Raw genomic sequence first — 18020 nt, 5'->3', positions numbered from 1 at the left:
CATCTGCTGATTATTTGCGCAGCGCCCGGCAGATAAGATGTGAAAGCAGCTCCAGCTGGCGTGCGGTTTCCAGACTCAACCACACATAACCGTGGATCGGCGTTTCCGCTACATTGCGCTCATCATGCTGGCGGATAAGCGTCCGCAGTTCATTAACGGTATCATTCAGTTTTTCGGTATTGGCAAGGATCGGCTGCGGGTTCCCTTCAAACAGTGCGTGGGTGATGGTCAGCAGCGCCTGCTGCGTCATCTGCTGAGTTTCCCGCAACGTGTGGGCGTTGAGCATCACAAAGTGGCTCGCGCGCGTTGCCCACAGGGCGTTGATTTGCAGCTCCAGCATGCAGACCAGATTGCGATTCACGGTCTGAATGGCTTCGAAAATCGATTTCTGAATGCGCGTCTCTTTGCTGGCCGGCGTGATAAGCCCGCGCATTTTCACCACATCGCTCAGCAGCTGTTGCAGGTGCTTCTCCAGCCTCGGACGTTCCAGCAGATTGGGCGACAGCGCCGCCTGATAAACCCGGTTGTATGCTGTCACGCAGTGCGCCAACTGGATACGCCAGTGAATGAAGGCCCGCTGCGGCCAGATGCCGGTAAACAACATCGCCAGAAGCGAGCCGAGAATGACATCGCCGCCGCGCCACAGCGCGGTCTCCATATCCCCGGCTGGCGCGCCAACCACCACGGCAAGCGTAATGCCGATCAACAGCGCCTGATACGGTTTTTTCCCCAGCGCCAGCCAGCCGCAGAGAAACATCGCCGCTGCGCACCATAACAGCATCAGCGGTAAGGAAAACAGCTCAAGACGCAGCGCCACCAGCCCGAGTACCGAACCAAGAATTGTGCCGCCAATTCGCTCGAAGGCGCGGGGAACCACGTTTCCCCAAAAGGAGATCGGCCCCATGATCACCACCAGCGTGATCAAAGGCCAGGTGCCTTCCGGAATGTTAAACAACCGGACGAGGAGAAAGGTCAGGATAAAGGCCAGCGCAATACGGATGCCATGCACGACACGGTAATGGCGATACAGGCGGATTTCGAAGGGACTCAGCGACTTGTCGGCACGCACTCATGCACTCCGTCAGAAAAACAATAAACGGATTGTACCTGCTTTTACACTGAAAATTTCACCGTAGCGGACAGGACATCTCGCTAAGCGTAGTCTCACTTAGCGCCAGTCCGCCAGGTTTTCGCGCTTATTTGACGGCAGGTTGTATGGCGATATACATCTCAATGTCCCAGTAGCCGTCTTTGCAGCCATCGTTAAGATAGACTTCAAAGCACGGTTTGCAGGCCATCTCATACGCTTTGTCCTGCAACAAACTATTGAAGAACTGATACCACGGCGTGGCGAAATCCGTGTCCGTTACACGGGCAACCGCCGTAGCGTATTGCCCGCCCTCGATTTCGCTCAGCGTAACGCCTTCGCTGTTTTCCGGGATAACGAAATCGGTCGGGACGGACACCACCGTACTGCAGCGCAGTTTCTCTGCGGGAACGTCGTCCGGATTGTCAAAATACACGGCGATCCATTCATCCGTTACGATCTGTTTGCCGTCCACCCACATCATCAGTTGCTCAAAGCCCTGCTTCACCGTTTGTTCCCAGGGTCCCACCAGGTGGAAACCCGCTACGGTTCGCTTATCGACTTGTCTGATCTCGTAGTTCATGTTGCCTCCATTGTTACACTGTATTTATATACAGTGTAACGAAGTCGAAATAACAGCCACAAGTTATTTGTGATTATTATGTGAGCAGAGGCGAACTCCTGCCAGTCTCCTGTCAGGCTTTATGGTGGAAGTAGTCGCTCAGTCGCGAGAACAGGCCGCCCTTGTCAACCGCTTCCAGCGTCACCAAAGGCCAGTGGGCAATCAGCTTGTCGCGATCATACAGCTCGATTTCCCCGACCCGCTGATGGGCGGTGAGCGGCGCTTCAAGCTCTGCTTTATCCAACACATATTTCGCTTTGATGTGAGGAATTTCCGCTTTTGGTAAGGCCATCCAGAAATCCTGCTCGGTGCCCAGCGCAATCTTCTCTTTATCGCCATACCAGATCCGCTCAGCGCCTACCTGCTTACCGCTGCGCAGGATCTGCACCGTATCGAAATTCTGCTGTCCCCAATGCAGCAGTTTACGCGCCTGTTCCTCCCGCCCCTTCGGGCTTTCTGCCCCCATAATGACCGCAATAAGACGCCGCTTGCCATCCACCGCGGAAGCAATCAGGTTAAAGCCCGCGCCAGAAGTATGTCCGGTTTTCAGGCCGTCGACGTTCAGCGATTTATCCCACAGCAGACCGTTGCGGTTGTACTGGGTGATGCCGTTCCAGGTCAGGCTTTTCTCGCTGTACATGTGATAAAACTCAGGTTCGCCGTGAATGATCGCCCGTGAAAGCACGGCCAGATCGTACGCGGAGCTGTGTTGTCCCGGCGCATCCAGGCCGTGAACCGTCTCGAAATGGGTGTCCTGCAAATGCAGCTTCCTGACATAGCTGTTCATCATCGCCACGAACTGCGGCTGCCCGCCAGCCACATAGTCCGCCAGCGCAACGCAGGCGTCATTACCGGAATCAACAATCAAACCACGGCTGAGATCGCGCACCGAGACGCGTTCACCTTGTTTGAGAAACATCAGCGAGGAGCCGACAAACACCGGGTTATCTTTGGCCCATGCGTCGCGCCCAACCGTAACCATGTCGTCAGGAGAAATGCGCTTGCTGTCGATGGCCCGGTCAACCACGTAGCCAGTCATCAGCTTGGTCAGACTCGCCGGGTTGCGCTGCTGATGTTCATTTCCGGCGGTAAGGATTTGCCCGGTGGTGTAGTCCATCAGCACCCATGAAGCGGCCTCTACCGCAGGTGGCTGCGGCGCGAAGTCGACAGTGCTTGACGCAAGCGCGGAAGAAAGGTGCGTAGCGAGTAGCGAAGCGGCAATAAACAGACGGCGTTTCAACAGCATATCCTCAGGTGTGACAAAAGAGCCGTCCTTTTTACGGAAAATCTGATAAACGAACAGGGATTAATTGCAAGAAAATGTGACGTAAGACACATTTTTCCACTCAGGCGGGGTCCGCATTTTTACCTCCCGCCATTTTATTCGCCTCCTGACAACAGCTCTGGCTGATCGCTCCGCCGAATTTTGCTACTCTGTTGCGTTCAGGCAGCGCGCAACTTTCAGCCACGGAATACATTTTTTTATGAATGACGGTCAGCAGCAACCCACCTTTCTCTTTCACGACTACGAAACCTTCGGCACGCATCCGGCGCTCGACAGACCCGCGCAATTTGCCGCTCTTCGCACAGACAGCGAGTTTAACGTTATCGGCGAACCTGAGGTGTTTTACTGCAAGCCTGCAGACGACTATCTGCCGCAGCCAGGGGCCGTGATGGTTACGGGTATTACGCCACAGGAAGCGCGGGAGAAAGGCGAAAACGAGGCGGCGTTTGCCGCCCGCATCCACGCGCTGTTCACCGTGCCAAAAACCTGCATTATTGGCTATAACAACGTGCGCTTCGACGACGAAGTCACGCGTAACGTCCTGTACCGCAATTTCTACGATCCCTACGCCTGGAGCTGGCAGCATGATAATTCGCGCTGGGATTTGCTGGACGTGATGCGCGCCTGTTACGCCCTGCGCCCGGAAGGGATCGTCTGGCCGGAAAACGAGGAAGGCCTGCCGAGCTTTCGCCTGGAACACCTGACAAAAGCAAACGGGATTGAGCACAGCAACGCCCACGACGCCATGGCGGACGTGTATGCGACGATAGCGATGGCGCAGTTAGTGAAGGCGCGGCAGCCGCGATTGTTTGACTACCTCTACACGCACCGCAGCAAGCACAAGCTGGCGGCGCTGATCGATGTGCCGCAAATGAAACCACTGGTGCATGTCTCTGGTATGTTTGGCGCATGGCGCGGCAACACCAGTTGGGTCGCGCCGCTGGCATGGCATCCCGAGAACCGCAACGCAGTGATTATGGTGGATCTGGCGGGGGATATTTCACCGCTCCTCGAACTCGACAGCGACGCCCTTCGTGAGCGGCTGTACACCGCCAAAGCCGATCTCGGCGATAACGCCGCCGTGCCGGTGAAACTGGTGCACATCAATAAATGTCCGGTGCTGGCGCAGGCGAATACGCTGCGTCCGGAAGATGCCGACCGGTTAGGGATTAATCGTCAGCACTGCCTCGATAACCTGAAAGTGCTGCGCGACAACCCGCAGGTGCGTGACAAAGTGGTGGCTATTTTTGCCGAAGCGGAACCGTTCGCAGTTTCCGATAACGTCGATACCCAGTTGTACAATGGCTTCTTCAGCGATGCCGATCGCGCGGCCATGAAGATTGTGCTGGAAACGGACCCACAAAATTTACCTGCGCTGGACATCACCTTTGTCGACCCGCGTATTAAGAAGCTGCTGTTCAATTACCGCGCGCGCAATTTCCCCGGCACGCTGGATGAAGCGGAGCAGCAACGCTGGCTTGATCATCGTCGCCAGGTCTTTACGCCGGAATTTTTGCAATGCTATGCCGAAGAGTTACAGATGCTGTATCAGGAATATGCGAATGATAGTGAGAAGCAGGCGTTACTGAAGTCGTTGTGGCAGTACGCGCAAGAGATCGTCTGAAGGTTTCCCTCTGCGCGAACGCAGAGGGAAGCATGGGTCACGCTTTCTGTACGGTGATGCTCCAGGCGGCATCGCCAACCTGTTGGTAATCGGTAATAGTATGCCCCTCTTCCGCCGCCCACTGCGGGATGGCTTCCGTGGCCTGGGTGCAGTCAAACTCGATCACCAGTTCGTCGCCGCTCGCCATTTCCGCCAGCGCCGCTTTTGCTTCAATCAGGGGGAACGGGCAAACCTGCGTTACCACGTCCAGTTTTTTAATCGCCATCATTTATCCTTACGTTTAATTCGCCGCAGCGGTCGCCAGTCGGGCTTTACGCTGCGGTCGTACATACACTATCCAGGATGCGGTCCACACTCCAAGGATCATAAAGGCCAGACCAATCCAGCCCTGCCAGGTCATCATCGCCGTCATCACCAGGCCGTTACCGATCGAGCATCCTCCGGCGATGCTGGCGCCAACGCCCATCAGGATACCGCCAAACCCGCTGCGTAGCGTGGTTGGCGCATCGGCAGCGCGTACGCGAAATTCCCGGCTGGCTTTTGCGGCAATAAACGAGCCAAGAAAGATACCGAGCACCAGGAACACGCCCCAGTTAAGGAATTTGCTGTCGCCTGCCACCAGGAATTGCAAAATATTGGCGGTCGGCGAGGTAATGCCCAGGCCAAACATCCTGCCGGTCGCTTCGCTCAGCGGCCATGCCAGCAGCGCGATCAGCCCGATAAGGACTGCGGTGACAAACGGATGCCAGCGCTTTTCAAACAGAATGTGCGCCAACCCGCGACGGCGCGGCGGTAGCGTCGCTACCTTCAGCTTCGGCTTTTTCAGCTCTTTCGCCACCACCCACAGCGTCAGCACCAGCAATAAGGCAATCAACGGCCACACGGAAAGGTTGAGCGTGTCGGCAATCGAATTGTGTTCAGTGCTGTAGGTTTTCAGCGTCTGGTTAAGTCCGCTGGCGTGCGGTGAACGCATTACCGCACTCATTACCATATAGGTAAACAGCGCAATCCAGCTGCCGATCAACCCCTCGCCCGCGCGATACCATGTACCGGTGGCGCAACCGCCCGCATAGACAATACCAATGCCAAAAATGTAGCCGCCCACCACGGTGCCGAGCCACGGAAACGTCCCCGCGTCATAGCTGACAACCCCGGTCTGGATCAGCGTAAACACGCCCACGCTCTGAACGCAGATCGCAATCAGCAAGGCATAAAACATACGGTTGTTTTTTGCGATGTACATATCGCGGAATCCGCCGGTCAGACAGAACCGTCCGCGCTGCATGACAAAACCCAGCAGCGCACCGCAGAACAGTCCGCTTATTATCATTGAAAGCATAAATTAATTAGCCTGAAGAACATTTGTCAGGAAATTATTCATGACGCGGTTGTTCATAACCAATAACCAAATTCTCTAAATTAGAACGAAAGGTTATTAAGCCAGACAGGAAATAAAACGCAGGCATAAAAAAACCGGAGAACAGGTCTCCGGTTTGATTGGATTACACGATTAAGCGATATCTTCGTATTGCGGAACCGGGTTGCGGAAGCTTTTGGTCACGCAAGCCAGATACACCAGACCAATGCCGGCCCAGATCAGCCCCAGAACCATCGAGCTTTCTTCCAGGTTAATCCACAGAGCACCCACGGTCAGCGCGCCGCAGGTCGGCAGAATCAGGTAATTGAAGTGGTCTTTCAGCGTCTTGTTACGTTTTTCGCGGATCCAGAACTGTGAAATCACAGACAGGTTCACAAAGGTAAACGCCACCAGCGCGCCGAAGTTGATCAGCGCCGTCGCCGTCACCAGGTCAAAATTGATCGCCAGCAGCGCGATGGCGCCGACCAGCAGCACGTTCCATGCCGGGGTACGCCATTTCGGGTGTACGTAGCCAAAGAAGCGCGTCGGGAACACGCCGTCACGGCCCATGACGTACATCAGACGAGACACGCCCGCGTGCGCCGCCATACCGGAGGCCAGTACGGTTACGCTGGAGAAGATCAGCACGCCCCACTGGAAGGTTTTACCCGCCACGTACAGCATGATTTCCGGCTGAGACGCATCCGGATCTTTGAAGCGGGAGATATCCGGGAAGTACAGCTGCAGGAAGTAAGAGGCGCCAATGAAGATCAGGCCGCCAATCAGCGCGGTCAGGAAGATCGCCTTCGGGATCACGCGCTCTGCGTCTTTGGTCTCTTCAGACAGCGAAGAGATGCCGTCAAAGCCGAGGAACGAGAAGCACAGAATGGTCGCGCCAGTGATCATCGGCACCACGTGCGCGCCTTCAGACCAGAACGGACGTGAGCTTACCAGCGTACCCGCGCCTTCACCGTGGGAAACACCGTAGATAATCAGGCCGACAATCACCGCCACGATGCCCATCTGCAGGATCACGATCAAGGTATTGAAGTTCGCTACCGTTTTGATGCTGCGCAGGTTAGAGATGGTCATAAAGGCCACCAGCGCGACAACAAAGATCCATGACGGTACTGACGGCACCAGCGCTTCGAAATAGATTTTTGCCAACAGGATGTTGATCATCGGCATGAACAGGTAGTCCAGCAGAGATGACCAACCCACCATAAAGCCAACGGTCGGGCTAATGGATTTCTGGGCATAGGTGTACGCCGAGCCAGCGGACGGGAAACGGCGAACCAGTTTACCGTAGCTCAACGCTGTAAAAAGAATCGCGACCAGCGCAAAGGCATACGCCGTTGCCACGTGACCGTCAGTGAGGCCCGAAACGATACCGAATGTATCGAACAGCGTCATCGGCTGCATATAGGCAAGACCCATCATTACAACCGGAATCAACGTAAGGGTTTTACGTAATTCCACGCGAGAGGTGTTTGGAGTAACGTTATGCGACATGGTCATTCCCCTTTACGGCGAATGCCGTCGCGTAAGCAAAAAATTGCCCCATTTTCTGGATTCCTCAGCGACAACAACTGTCGGTTTTTAGTAAATATCTATCCGGTACGAAGCCCGGCCTCTTGGTATGAATGATTGGTTTGATGCAAAAAAATAACCGACGCGTAGTAAAACGTCGGTTAATGTCATTTTTTGCAAGCGGCGCATTGTGCCTTAAATTGAGGCGAAATGACAAGAGAATGAGAGCCTTGTCATAAAAAATTTTTTCTTAACTGCTTGATTTGCTGGACTCGCCGCTTGTGTAAACACCAGCGATAGCACTATTTGCTAAAATCTCGTCCCGCCACCAGGCGCTGGCCAGCCCGGCGGTGCGCACATTCCAGCCAACCCACACAGGTTCAGACAGTACCTGCGCGTCCACTTTCTTTTCGATGAGCGCGCCGCTTTCAAGGAATCGCTGGGCCAGATAGCGCGGCAGATAACCGCAACCCAGGCCGCTGATTTGCAGCTCCAGTTTGGTTTTAAAATCGAAAACGGTTATCGCGTCCTGATCGTCCAGTAGCTGCGTTGCCGTTGAACAGGCGGGATGTGCGCCGTCACCGACCACAATCGCCCGGTGGCGTCTGATGGTGCCGCGGCTCAGCGGTTCGCTTTCTTCCGAAAGCGGATGATGAGGCGCAACCGCGAAAACGTGTTCCAGATCGCCAAGACGCGTATAGCCAAATTCGCTGGATGACGGCGGTTGATGCATGGCGCCGACAATAATATCCGCCCGTCCCTGGGTCAGCGCATCCCACGAGCCGCCCAGCACCCCGTTAACAAATTTCAGCCGCGTGACGCTGTGATGTTGATAAAATAACTCGATCAGCGGGGCAAGCAGGGAAAACGGAAAAGTGTCGTCTACGCCAATGACCAGCTCATTTTCCCAGCCTTCGTGCAGTTTCACCGCCTGTTTTTCCAGCTCCCGCACGGTATGCAGCACTTCACGCCCTTTTTCCAGCAGCATCTGTCCGGTGCGGGTGAAGCGGGCGCGATGGCCGCTGCGATCGAGAATCTGAATATTCAGGTCGCTTTCGAGGCGGTGAACGGTATAGCTGAGCGCCGACGGCGTCTTATATAACCGCGCCGACGCTGCGGCAAAACTGCCCTCTTTTTCCAGCGCATCAAGAATGATCAGCACGTCCAGCAGTGGTTTCATACACGCCCCCTTGCGATGGATGGCAAAAGACCGCTGGCGATATGCATTACTCCATCGGCATCAGCAGCGGGTCGGGATACTGATATTCAAATCCTAGCTCATTGCAGATCCGGCTACCGTCAATAATTTTGCCTTTACCGTTGTCCGGCGAGTCCAGGAATTGCGGCGGCTCGGTGCCCAGCAGTCGCGCCATTTGCGGATAAAACACTTTTCGCGCAGGGTGGACGGGGGCACAGATATTATAGATGTGCCCCCCTTTCGGCGCCTGAAGCAGAAGCGTGATGGCGGCAATGACATCTTCAAGATGGACGAGATTGACGCCGTGTTCGCCATTTGGCGCGGTTTTTCCGGCGAAGAAACGCCCCGGATGCCGCCCGGGTCCGACCAGCCCCGCCAGGCGCAGAATATCCACTGAGGTGCCCGGCAGATGATGCAGCCAGTCCTCCAGCTCCTTCAATACTCGCCCGCTGGCTGTGACCGGATGACGCGGCGTGTTTTCTTTCACCGTTCCCGATGTATCGCCATACACCGAGGTCGAACTGGTAAAGATAATGCGCGGAATGCGCCAGGCCAGCGCGCTGTCGACCAGTTCCTGCATTGCCTGTAAATAGAATTCTTCTCCAGGACCGCTACGACGAGCCGGTAACGTGATCACCAGCGCGTCGACGTCCATCAACGCCTCCAGATCGTCCGCCTCGCAGACCAGCTCGGGCTCCAGACGCAGTGGATACCCTTCAATACCGCTCATTCTGGCCGCTTCCACCCCATCCAGGGTGGTTTTGCTCCCCTTCACCTGCCAGCCTCTGGCCGTCAGCGACATTGCCAGCGGCATGCCCAACCATCCTAAACCGACAATTGCGACCTTTTTCATCCGTTTTCTCCTGACTCCGGCACTATTTATATAAGGCTACGCCTGCGTATTCAGACTGACAATTCATACTATAAATAGGAATGTAAAAAAGCGCTTGCTTTATCACGCCAAAGTGGTTTAGGTTAAAAGACATCAAATGAATAAGCATTCATCGAGAATTTTATGACACGCGTTCAGTTTAAACACCACCATCATCACCATCATCCTGACTAGTCTTTCAGGCGATGTGTGCTGGGAGACATTCAGATCTTCCAGTGGTGCATGAACGCATGAGAAAGCCCCCGGAAGATCATCTTCCGGGGGCTTTTTTTTGGCGCGCGTTTCAGACCGGTTCAGACAGGATAAAGAGGAAATAAGAATGTTAGATAACACCCGTTTACGCATAGCTATTCAGAAATCAGGCCGTTTGAGTGATGATTCACGCGAACTGCTGGCACGCTGCGGCATTAAAATTAACTTACACACCCAGCGTCTGATTGCGATGGCCGAGAATATGCCGATCGATATTCTGCGCGTGCGTGACGACGATATCCCGGGTCTGGTGATGGATGGCGTGGTCGATCTTGGCATTATTGGCGAGAACGTGCTGGAAGAGGAACTGCTCAACCGCCGCGCTCAGGGTGAGGATCCGCGTTACTTTACCCTCCGTCGCCTCGACTTTGGCGGCTGCCGCCTTTCCCTGGCGACCCCGGTTGACGAAGCCTGGGACGGCCCGGCCGCTCTCGACGGTAAACGCATCGCCACCTCTTACCCGCACCTGCTGAAGCGTTATCTCGACCAGAAAGGCGTCTCCTTTAAATCCTGTCTGTTAAACGGTTCTGTGGAAGTCGCGCCGCGCGCGGGCCTCGCCGATGCCATTTGCGACCTGGTCTCTACCGGCGCCACGCTGGAAGCTAACGGACTGCGCGAAGTGGAAGTCATTTACCGCTCAAAAGCCTGCCTGATCCAACGCGACGGCGACATGGCCGACGCCAAACAGCAGTTAATCGACAAGCTGCTCACCCGTATTCAGGGCGTGATTCAGGCACGCGAATCGAAATACATCATGATGCACGCGCCAAGCGAACGCCTGGAAGAAGTGATCGCCCTGCTGCCGGGCGCAGAGCGCCCAACGATTCTGCCGCTGGCAGGCGACCAGCAGCGCGTGGCTATGCACATGGTCAGCAGCGAAACGCTGTTCTGGGAAACCATGGAAAAACTGAAAGCGCTTGGCGCCAGTTCGATCCTGGTGCTGCCGATTGAGAAGATGATGGAGTGATGGCCATGAGCTTTAGCACAATCATTGACTGGAACGCATGCAGCGTTGAAGAACAGCGCAACTTACTGATGCGCCCGGCGATCTCCGCGTCGGACAGTATTACCCGCACCGTGAGCGAGATCCTGGATAACGTAAAGGCGCGCGGTGACGCTGCCCTGCGTGAATACAGCGCGAAATTTGATAAAACCGACGTTGGCGCGCTGAACGTGTCCGCTGATGAAATTGCCGCTGCCGGCGCCCGACTGGGCGACGATTTAAAACAGGCGATGGCAGTCGCGGTGAAAAATATTGAGACGTTCCACACTGCGCAGCAACTGCAGACCGTGGATGTGGAAACCCAACCCGGCGTACGTTGCCAGCAGGTCACGCGCCCGGTCGCCTCAGTCGGCTTATATATTCCGGGCGGGTCCGCGCCGCTGTTTTCAACCGTACTGATGCTGGCAACGCCGGCGCGCATTGCGGGCTGCAAAAAAGTGGTGCTCTGCTCGCCGCCGCCGATCGCCGACGAAATTCTGTATGCGGCGCAACTGTGTGGGGTGCAGGAAATATTCAACGTCGGCGGCGCGCAGGCCATTGCCGCGCTGGCGTTTGGCAGCGAGTCGGTGCCAAAGGTGGATAAAATTTTCGGTCCGGGTAATGCGTTTGTCACGGAAGCGAAGCGGCAGGTCAGCCAGCGTCTGGATGGCGCGGCGATCGATATGCCTGCCGGTCCGTCTGAAGTGCTGGTGATTGCCGATAGCGGCGCAACGCCGGATTTTGTCGCCTCCGACCTGCTTTCGCAGGCGGAACACGGCCCGGATTCACAGGTAATTTTACTGACCCCGGACGCAGACATCGCCAGACGCGTTGCCGACGCGGTAGAACGCCAGTTGGCGGAACTGCCGCGCGCGGAAACCGCACGCCAGGCGCTCAGCGCCAGCCGCCTGATTGTCACCCGCGATCTGGCCCAGTGTGTCGAGATTTCGAATCAGTATGGTCCGGAGCACCTTATCGTGCAGACACGTAACGCCCGCGATCTGGTGGATGATATCACCAGCGCCGGTTCGGTTTTCCTTGGCGACTGGTCGCCAGAGTCAGCCGGGGATTACGCTTCTGGCACCAATCACGTGCTGCCAACCTACGGTTATACCGCGACCTGTTCCAGCCTTGGACTGGCGGATTTTCAGAAGCGTATGACGGTGCAGGAGCTGTCGAAAGCGGGCTTTTCCGCTCTGGCGTCCACCATCGAAACGCTGGCGGCGGCAGAACGCCTGACCGCTCACAAAAATGCCGTCACCCTGCGCGTCAACGCCCTTAAGGAGCAAGCATGAGCACTGAAAACCGTTTTAGCGTCAGCGAGTTAGCCCGTGATAATGTCCGCAATCTTACGCCGTATCAGTCTGCCCGTCGCCTGGGTGGCAACGGTGATGTCTGGTTAAATGCCAACGAATTCCCGACGGCAGTCGAGTTTCAACTGACGCAGCAAACGCTCAACCGCTATCCGGAATGCCAGCCCAAAGCGGTGATTGAAAACTACGCCCAGTACGCGGGCGTTAAGCCAGAACAGGTGCTGGTTAGCCGCGGGGCGGACGAAGGCATTGAACTGTTAATTCGCGCCTTCTGCGAGCCGGGTAAAGACGCGATCCTCTACTGTCCGCCGACCTACGGTATGTATAGCGTCAGCGCGGAGACAATCGGCGTCGAATGCCGTACCGTACCGTCGCTTGCCGACTGGCAGCTCGATATGCAGGGCATTTCGGACAAACTCGACGGTGTTAAAGTGGTTTACGTGTGCAGCCCAAATAATCCGACCGGCCAGTTGATCCATCCGCAGGACTTGCGCACGCTGCTGGAACTGACGCGTGGCAAAGCGATTGTCGTCGCCGACGAAGCCTATATTGAGTTTTGCCCACAGGCGACGCTGGCAGGCTGGCTGTCTGAGTACCCTCACCTTGTCATTCTGCGCACCCTGTCGAAAGCGTTCGCGCTGGCCGGACTGCGCTGCGGCTTTACGCTGGCCAATGAAGAGGTCATCAACCTGCTGTTGAAAGTGATCGCCCCGTACCCGCTTTCAACGCCGGTCGCCGACATTGCCGCTCAGGCGCTTAGTCCGCAGGGAATAAACGCGATGCGCGAGCGCGTGGCGCAGATTCTGCTGGAGCGTCAGTACCTGGTTAATGCCCTGCGCGATATCGCCTGCGTGGAGCAGGTGTTCGATTCGCAAACCAACTATATTCTCGCGCGTTTTACGGCCTCCAGCCGCGTATTTAAATCTTTGTGGGATCAGGGCATTATCTTACGAGACCAGAACAAACAACCTTCATTAAGCGGCTGTCTGCGCATTACGGTTGGAACACGGGAAGAAAGCCAGCGCGTCATTGACGCTTTACGTGCGGAGCAAGTATGAGCCAGAAGTATCTCTTTATCGATCGTGACGGAACCCTGATCACCGAACCGCCCAGCGATTTTCAGGTGGATCGCTTCGACAAACTGGCCTTTGAGCCAGAGGTGGTGCCGGTCCTGCTGAAACTGCAAAAAGCGGGCTATACGCTGGTGATGATCACCAACCAGGACGGTCTGGGAACCCAGAGTTTCCCTCAGGCCGACTTCGAGGGTCCACATAACCTGATGATGCAGATTTTCACCTCGCAGGGCGTGCAGTTTGACGAGGTGCTGATTTGTCCGCACCTGCCAGCCGACGCGTGCGACTGCCGGAAGCCGAAAACCCGGCTGGTTGAGCGTTATCTTGCCAGTCAGGCAATGGACAGCGCCAACAGCTATGTTATCGGCGACCGGGAAACCGATCTTCAGCTTGCCGACAACATGGGCATTCGCGGCTTACGCTACAACCGGGAAACCCTAAACTGGGCCATGATCGGTGAGCAGTTGACGAAACGCGACCGTTACGCCCACGTGGAACGTAAGACCAAAGAGACGCAGATTGATGTGAAGGTGTGGCTGGATCGTGAAGGCGACAGCAAAATCAACACCGGCGTCGGCTTTTTCGACCACATGCTGGACCAGATCGCCACCCACGGTGGTTTTCGCATGGAGATATTGGTCAAGGGCGATCTCTATATTGACGATCACCACACCGTTGAAGACACCGGCCTGGCGTTGGGTGAAGCATTAAAGCTGGCGCTCGGCGACAAGCGCGGGATCTGCCGTTTTGGTTTTGTCCTGCCGATGGATGAATGCCTGGCACGCTGCGCGCTGGATATTTCCGGGCGTCCGCACCTGGAATATAAAGCCGAATTCGCTTATCAGCGCGTGGGGGATCTGAGCACCGAGATGATTGAACACTTCTTCCGCTCGCTCTCTTACACCATGGGCGTGACGTTGCACCTGAAAACCAAGGGCAAAAACGACCATCATCGTGTGGAAAGCCTGTTTAAAGCCTTTGGCCGCACGCTGCGCCAGGCTATCCGCGTGGAAGGTGATACGCTCCCCTCCTCCAAAGGAGTGTTGTGATGAACGTAGTGATTCTGGATACCGGCTGCGCCAACCTCCATTCGGTGAAATCCGCCGTGGCGCGGCATGGATACAACCCGCAGGTCAGCCGCGACCCGGACGTGGTGCTGATGGCGGACAAACTGTTTTTGCCCGGCGTCGGCACCGCCCAGGCGGCGATGGACCAGCTGCGCGAGCGCGAACTTATCGAGCTGATCAAAGCCTGTACGCAACCGGTGCTGGGCATATGCCTGGGGATGCAAATTCTGGGACGTCGCAGCGACGAGACGCAGGGCGTGGATCTGCTGGGAATTATTGAGCAGGACGTGCCGAAAATGACCGATTTCGGACTGCCGCTGCCGCATATGGGCTGGAATAGGGTTTATCCGCAGGCCGGAAACCGGCTGTTCCAGGGGATTGAGGACGGCGCGTACTTTTACTTCGTGCACAGCTATGCCATGCCGGTGAACCCGTGGACTATCGCACAGTGCAATTACGGCGAACCGTTTACCGCCGCGGTGCAAAAAGACAACTTCTACGGCGTACAATTTCACCCTGAGCGTTCGGGTGCTGCAGGCGCGCAGTTACTGAAAAACTTCCTGGAGATGTGATGATTATTCCGGCATTAGATTTAATCGACGGCACCGTGGTACGTCTCCACCAGGGCGACTACGCAAAACAGCGCGACTATGGCAACGATCCGTTACCACGTTTGCAGGATTACGCGGCGCAGGGCGCGGAGGTACTTCACCTGGTTGACTTAACCGGGGCGAAAGATCCGGCAAAACGCCAGATCCCGCTGATCAAAACGCTGGTGGCGGGCGTTAACGTTCCCGTCCAGGTTGGCGGCGGTGTGCGTAGCGAAGAAGACGTTGCCGCCCTGCTGGCGGCGGGGGTTGCCCGCGTAGTGGTCGGCTCAACCGCAGTGAAGTCACCGGAGGTGGTGAAAGGCTGGTTTGAGCGCTTTGGCGCGGACGCGCTGGTGCTGGCGCTCGACGTGCGTATTGATGACGCAGGCAATAAGCAGGTGGCGGTCAGCGGCTGGCAGGAAGATTCCGGCGTTTCGCTGGAAGAGCTGGTTGAAACTTATCTGCCCGTCGGCCTGAAGCACGTGCTGTGCACCGATATTTCTCGTGACGGTACGCTGGCAGGGTCTAACGTCTCGTTATACCGTGAAGTGTGCGCGAAATATCCGCAGGTGGCGTTTCAGTCCTCTGGCGGAATTGGCGGCATTGAAGACGTGGCCGCCCTGCGCGGCACCGGTGTCAGCGGCGTGATTGTTGGACGCGCGCTGCTGGAAGGGAAATTTACCGTGAAGGAGGCTATCCAATGCTGGCAAAACGCATAATCCCGTGCCTCGACGTTCGTGATGGCCAGGTAGTGAAAGGCGTGCAGTTCCGCAACCATGAAATCATCGGCGACATTGTACCGCTGGCGAAGCGTTATGCGGACGAAGGCGCCGACGAACTGGTGTTCTATGATATCACAGCCTCCAGCGACGGACGCGTTGTCGACAAGAGCTGGGTGACACGCGTCGCGGAAGTGATCGACATTCCTTTTTGCGTGGCGGGTGGGATTAAATCGGCGGAAGACGCCGCGCAGATCCTCTCCTTTGGCGCAGACAAAATATCCATCAACTCCCCTGCGCTGGCGGATCCGACGCTGATTACCCGCCTGGCGGATCGTTTTGGCGTACAGTGCATCGTGGTCGGCATTGATACCTGGTACGACGCCGAAACGGGGAAATATCACGTGAATCAGTATACCGGCGATGAAAGCCGTACCCGCGTCACCCAGTGGGAAACGCTGGATTGGGTGCGGGAGGTGCAAAGACGCGGCGCCGGTGAAATCGTCCTGAATATGATGAACCAGGACGGTGTACGTAACGGCTACGACCTCGAGCAGTTGAAAAAAGTGCGCGACGTTTGTCATGTCCCGCTGATTGCCTCCGGCGGCGCCGGTACCATGGAGCACTTCCTTGAGGCCTTCCGTGACGCGGACGTCGACGGGGCGCTGGCCGCCTCGGTCTTTCACAAACAAATTATCAATATTGGTGAGTTAAAAACGTACCTGGCAACACAGGGCGTGGAGATCAGGATATGTTAACAGAGCAACAGCGCCGCGAGCTGGACTGGGAAAAAACCAACGGACTTATGCCGGTGGTCGTACAGCACGCGGTATCCGGCGAAGTGTTGATGCTGGGCTATATGAACCCGGAAGCGCTGGATAAAACCCTTGAGACCGGCAACGTGACCTTTTATTCACGCACGAAACAGCGGCTGTGGACCAAAGGTGAAACCTCCGGCCACTTTCTGAAGGTGGTGAGCATCGCGCCTGACTGCGACAACGATACCCTGTTGGCGCTGGTTAACCCTATTGGTCCAACCTGCCATAAAGGCACCAGCAGTTGCTTTGGCGAAGCCAGCCACCAGTGGCTGTTCCTGTATCAACTTGAACAACTGTTAGCCGGGCGTAAAACTGCCGATCCGGCCAGTTCCTACACGGCAAAACTGTACGCCAGCGGCACTAAGCGTATTGCGCAGAAAGTCGGCGAAGAAGGCGTTGAAACGGCGCTTGCCGCCACGGTGCATGACCGCGATGAATTGACCAACGAGGCTTCTGATCTGATGTACCACCTGCTGGTGCTGTTGCAGGATCAGGAACTGGACCTGACGACGGTGATCGAAAACCTGCGTAAGCGTCATCAGTAAACTTCATATGTAAAAAACCGGGCGCAAAGCCCGGCTTTGTATTTACTGGCCTGAGAAGTTGCCCCCCTCTGGCAAAATCACGTTTACTGCGCTTTCGGCTTATAATTACGCAGCGCGTTCCGTCCAAGCACCACACCCGCGCCAATCATACCGCCCAGCAGCACCGCCAGCACCAGGGTGATGGCTTTTTTCGGGCTGTCGCGGCGAATCGGCAGCGTCGGTTTCATCACATAGCGATAGGCGTGAACACTGTCCGGTTCGATTTTCAGCGCTTTCACCGCCAGCAGATTCTGGCGCGTCTGGTAGTAACCATCCGAAAGGGCTAACGGCCGGGTCGCTTCGTTCTGCACCATTGAGGAAAGCGCGTCGCTGCCCAGCATAAACATCGTATCCTGCGAAACCTGATCGGCCTGCTGAACCTGCGGCAATTTGATGTTCGCTTCTTTGGCGACGGACAGCGCCTGGCTTATCTGCGCGATACGCAGCGCTTTTTGTTCCTGGGCGACTTTTTCCTGCGCTTCAAGCGATTGTTCAAAGTCTGAAGTGCGGGTAGTGATATTTTTCGCCAGGTCCACATTGACTTCTTTGGAGATGGTTTCATCCACCTGCTGAATATACTTCGCCAGCGTTTTCTGCGCATCTTCCGCAGTCGGCGCCTGATACGTCACTTTCAGCGGTAACGGCTGACCTTTCACAGAGGCGTCAATGGTAAGCTTTTCGGGTTTTTCCTGATTTTCCAGTGTTTCAGATAAAGCTGAAAATGCAGAACTGAACCGGCCAATCATGTTTGACTGCAATTCGTTAATCCGTGGTGCGTTGCCGCCGTACAGCACGTTCATCGCATTGGAATAGGTCGCTAACTGGCCCGCATCAGGTTGTGTGATGATGGCAGTCGACGTCCACTTCTCTTTCGACACGGCCAGATAACCGACAGCCAGTAAGATGGCGATGATGACACAAGCGATGATAATGACCTTACCGCGCCATAACTGCACAACTAAATCAATTAAATCAATCTGTTCCGGTTCGTTATTGCGACCGGTGAGGCTGTTATTTTCCACTTATA

General features: G+C 55.9%; 19 protein-coding genes, 1 pseudogene and 1 other annotated feature. Of the genes and pseudogenes, 10 read left to right on the top strand and 10 right to left on the bottom strand.

The features are described 5' to 3' along the window. Window positions 1-10: 10 nt before the first annotated feature. From HVX72_RS08205 to dacD, 3 genes are all read right to left on the bottom strand, one after another. Entirely contained in the window at window positions 11-1069 is a 1059-nt protein-coding gene (locus HVX72_RS08205; RefSeq protein ID WP_181822967.1) for an FUSC family protein, read from the bottom strand. 127 nt (window positions 1070-1196) lie between these two features. After that, the gene (gene sbmC, locus HVX72_RS08200) at window positions 1197-1670 is read right to left on the bottom strand and encodes a DNA gyrase inhibitor SbmC (protein WP_181822966.1); all 474 of its coding nucleotides are present in this window, start codon (window positions 1668-1670) and stop codon (window positions 1197-1199) included. A 112-nt stretch (window positions 1671-1782) separates the two neighbouring features. Continuing rightward, window positions 1783-2955, bottom strand: coding sequence for a serine-type D-Ala-D-Ala carboxypeptidase DacD (gene dacD / locus HVX72_RS08195; RefSeq protein WP_181822965.1), 1173 nt, complete (start codon window positions 2953-2955; stop codon window positions 1783-1785). Window positions 2956-3193: 238 nt separating this feature from the next. On the opposite strand from dacD, the gene sbcB reads away from it, so the two are divergent. Beyond that, complete coding sequence (gene sbcB, locus HVX72_RS08190; RefSeq protein WP_181822964.1) at window positions 3194-4618, top strand: exodeoxyribonuclease I; 1425 nt, start codon at window positions 3194-3196, stop codon at window positions 4616-4618. Between the two features lie 37 nt (window positions 4619-4655). Here the strand turns inward: sbcB and tsuB are convergent, their stop codons facing one another. The 6 genes and pseudogenes from tsuB to HVX72_RS08160 all read right to left on the bottom strand — a co-directional run bounded on the left by tsuB (window position 4656) and on the right by HVX72_RS08160 (window position 9556). After that, a complete protein-coding gene (tsuB, locus tag HVX72_RS08185; RefSeq protein ID WP_042284219.1) occupies window positions 4656-4883 on the bottom strand; it encodes a thiosulfate utilization sulfurtransferase TsuB/YeeD in 228 nt (75 codons plus the stop codon). A gap of 15 nt (window positions 4884-4898) precedes the next feature. Continuing rightward, entirely contained in the window at window positions 4899-5957 is a 1059-nt protein-coding gene (tsuA, locus tag HVX72_RS08180) for a thiosulfate utilization transporter TsuA/YeeE (protein ID WP_042284222.1), read from the bottom strand. Between the two features lie 171 nt (window positions 5958-6128). Further along, window positions 6129-7487: an APC family permease gene (locus tag HVX72_RS08175; RefSeq protein WP_042284225.1), complete on the bottom strand. Its 1359-nt coding sequence runs from the start codon at window positions 7485-7487 to the stop codon at window positions 6129-6131. After that, window positions 7477-7539 carry a membrane protein YoeI gene (yoeI, locus tag HVX72_RS08170; RefSeq protein ID WP_099433339.1) on the bottom strand — a complete coding sequence of 21 codons (63 nt, stop codon included), beginning with the start codon at window positions 7537-7539 and terminating at the stop codon, window positions 7477-7479. Before yoeI ends, HVX72_RS08175 begins: the two co-directional genes overlap by 11 nt. A 161-nt stretch (window positions 7540-7700) precedes the next feature. Next, window positions 7701-8685: pseudogene (locus HVX72_RS08165) on the bottom strand (LysR substrate-binding domain-containing protein). Window positions 8686-8731: 46 nt separating this feature from the next. Then, window positions 8732-9556, bottom strand: coding sequence for an SDR family oxidoreductase (locus HVX72_RS08160; protein WP_042284230.1), 825 nt, complete (start codon window positions 9554-9556; stop codon window positions 8732-8734). A 162-nt stretch (window positions 9557-9718) separates the two neighbouring features. On the opposite strand from HVX72_RS08160, the gene hisL reads away from it, so the two are divergent. The 9 genes from hisL (at window position 9719) to hisIE (ending at window position 16954) form a co-directional block, all read left to right on the top strand. Continuing rightward, the gene (gene hisL / locus HVX72_RS08155) at window positions 9719-9769 is read left to right on the top strand and encodes a his operon leader peptide (protein WP_001364200.1); all 51 of its coding nucleotides are present in this window, start codon (window positions 9719-9721) and stop codon (window positions 9767-9769) included. Then, window positions 9745-9868 (top strand) — a sequence feature (His leader region). It overlaps the preceding gene by 25 nt. A gap of 46 nt (window positions 9869-9914) precedes the next feature. Continuing rightward, window positions 9915-10814: an ATP phosphoribosyltransferase gene (hisG, locus tag HVX72_RS08150; protein ID WP_042284232.1), complete on the top strand. Its 900-nt coding sequence runs from the start codon at window positions 9915-9917 to the stop codon at window positions 10812-10814. Window positions 10815-10819: 5 nt separating this feature from the next. Continuing rightward, the gene (gene hisD, locus HVX72_RS08145; RefSeq protein WP_181822963.1) at window positions 10820-12124 is read left to right on the top strand and encodes a histidinol dehydrogenase; all 1305 of its coding nucleotides are present in this window, start codon (window positions 10820-10822) and stop codon (window positions 12122-12124) included. Further along, entirely contained in the window at window positions 12121-13200 is a 1080-nt protein-coding gene (hisC, locus tag HVX72_RS08140) for a histidinol-phosphate transaminase (protein WP_181822962.1), read from the top strand. The genes hisD and hisC overlap by 4 nt, the downstream gene beginning before the upstream one ends. Then, a complete protein-coding gene (gene hisB / locus HVX72_RS08135; protein ID WP_181822961.1) occupies window positions 13197-14264 on the top strand; it encodes a bifunctional histidinol-phosphatase/imidazoleglycerol-phosphate dehydratase HisB in 1068 nt (355 codons plus the stop codon). Before hisC ends, hisB begins: the two co-directional genes overlap by 4 nt. Further along, the gene (hisH, locus tag HVX72_RS08130) at window positions 14264-14854 is read left to right on the top strand and encodes an imidazole glycerol phosphate synthase subunit HisH (RefSeq protein ID WP_042284243.1); all 591 of its coding nucleotides are present in this window, start codon (window positions 14264-14266) and stop codon (window positions 14852-14854) included. The genes hisB and hisH overlap by 1 nt, the downstream gene beginning before the upstream one ends. After that, complete coding sequence (gene hisA, locus HVX72_RS08125) at window positions 14854-15591, top strand: 1-(5-phosphoribosyl)-5-[(5-phosphoribosylamino)methylideneamino]imidazole-4-carboxamide isomerase (RefSeq protein WP_060569818.1); 738 nt, start codon at window positions 14854-14856, stop codon at window positions 15589-15591. Before hisH ends, hisA begins: the two co-directional genes overlap by 1 nt. Continuing rightward, window positions 15573-16349 (top strand): imidazole glycerol phosphate synthase subunit HisF, encoded by a 777-nt coding sequence (gene hisF / locus HVX72_RS08120; protein ID WP_181822960.1) that lies wholly within the window; start codon window positions 15573-15575, stop codon window positions 16347-16349. The genes hisA and hisF overlap by 19 nt, the downstream gene beginning before the upstream one ends. Beyond that, entirely contained in the window at window positions 16343-16954 is a 612-nt protein-coding gene (hisIE, locus tag HVX72_RS08115; RefSeq protein WP_042284254.1) for a bifunctional phosphoribosyl-AMP cyclohydrolase/phosphoribosyl-ATP diphosphatase HisIE, read from the top strand. The genes hisF and hisIE overlap by 7 nt, the downstream gene beginning before the upstream one ends. A gap of 83 nt (window positions 16955-17037) precedes the next feature. Here the strand turns inward: hisIE and wzzB are convergent, their stop codons facing one another. Then, the gene (gene wzzB, locus HVX72_RS08110; protein ID WP_249418873.1) at window positions 17038-18015 is read right to left on the bottom strand and encodes an LPS O-antigen chain length determinant protein WzzB; all 978 of its coding nucleotides are present in this window, start codon (window positions 18013-18015) and stop codon (window positions 17038-17040) included. Window positions 18016-18020: the final 5 nt, after the last annotated feature.

Origin of the sequence: Citrobacter sp. RHB21-C05, from assembly GCF_013889015.1 — a bacterium.
In the GTDB taxonomy this organism is placed as follows: domain Bacteria; phylum Pseudomonadota; class Gammaproteobacteria; order Enterobacterales; family Enterobacteriaceae; genus Citrobacter_A; species Citrobacter_A sedlakii.
This window is presented reverse-complemented; position numbering and strand designations above follow the sequence as displayed.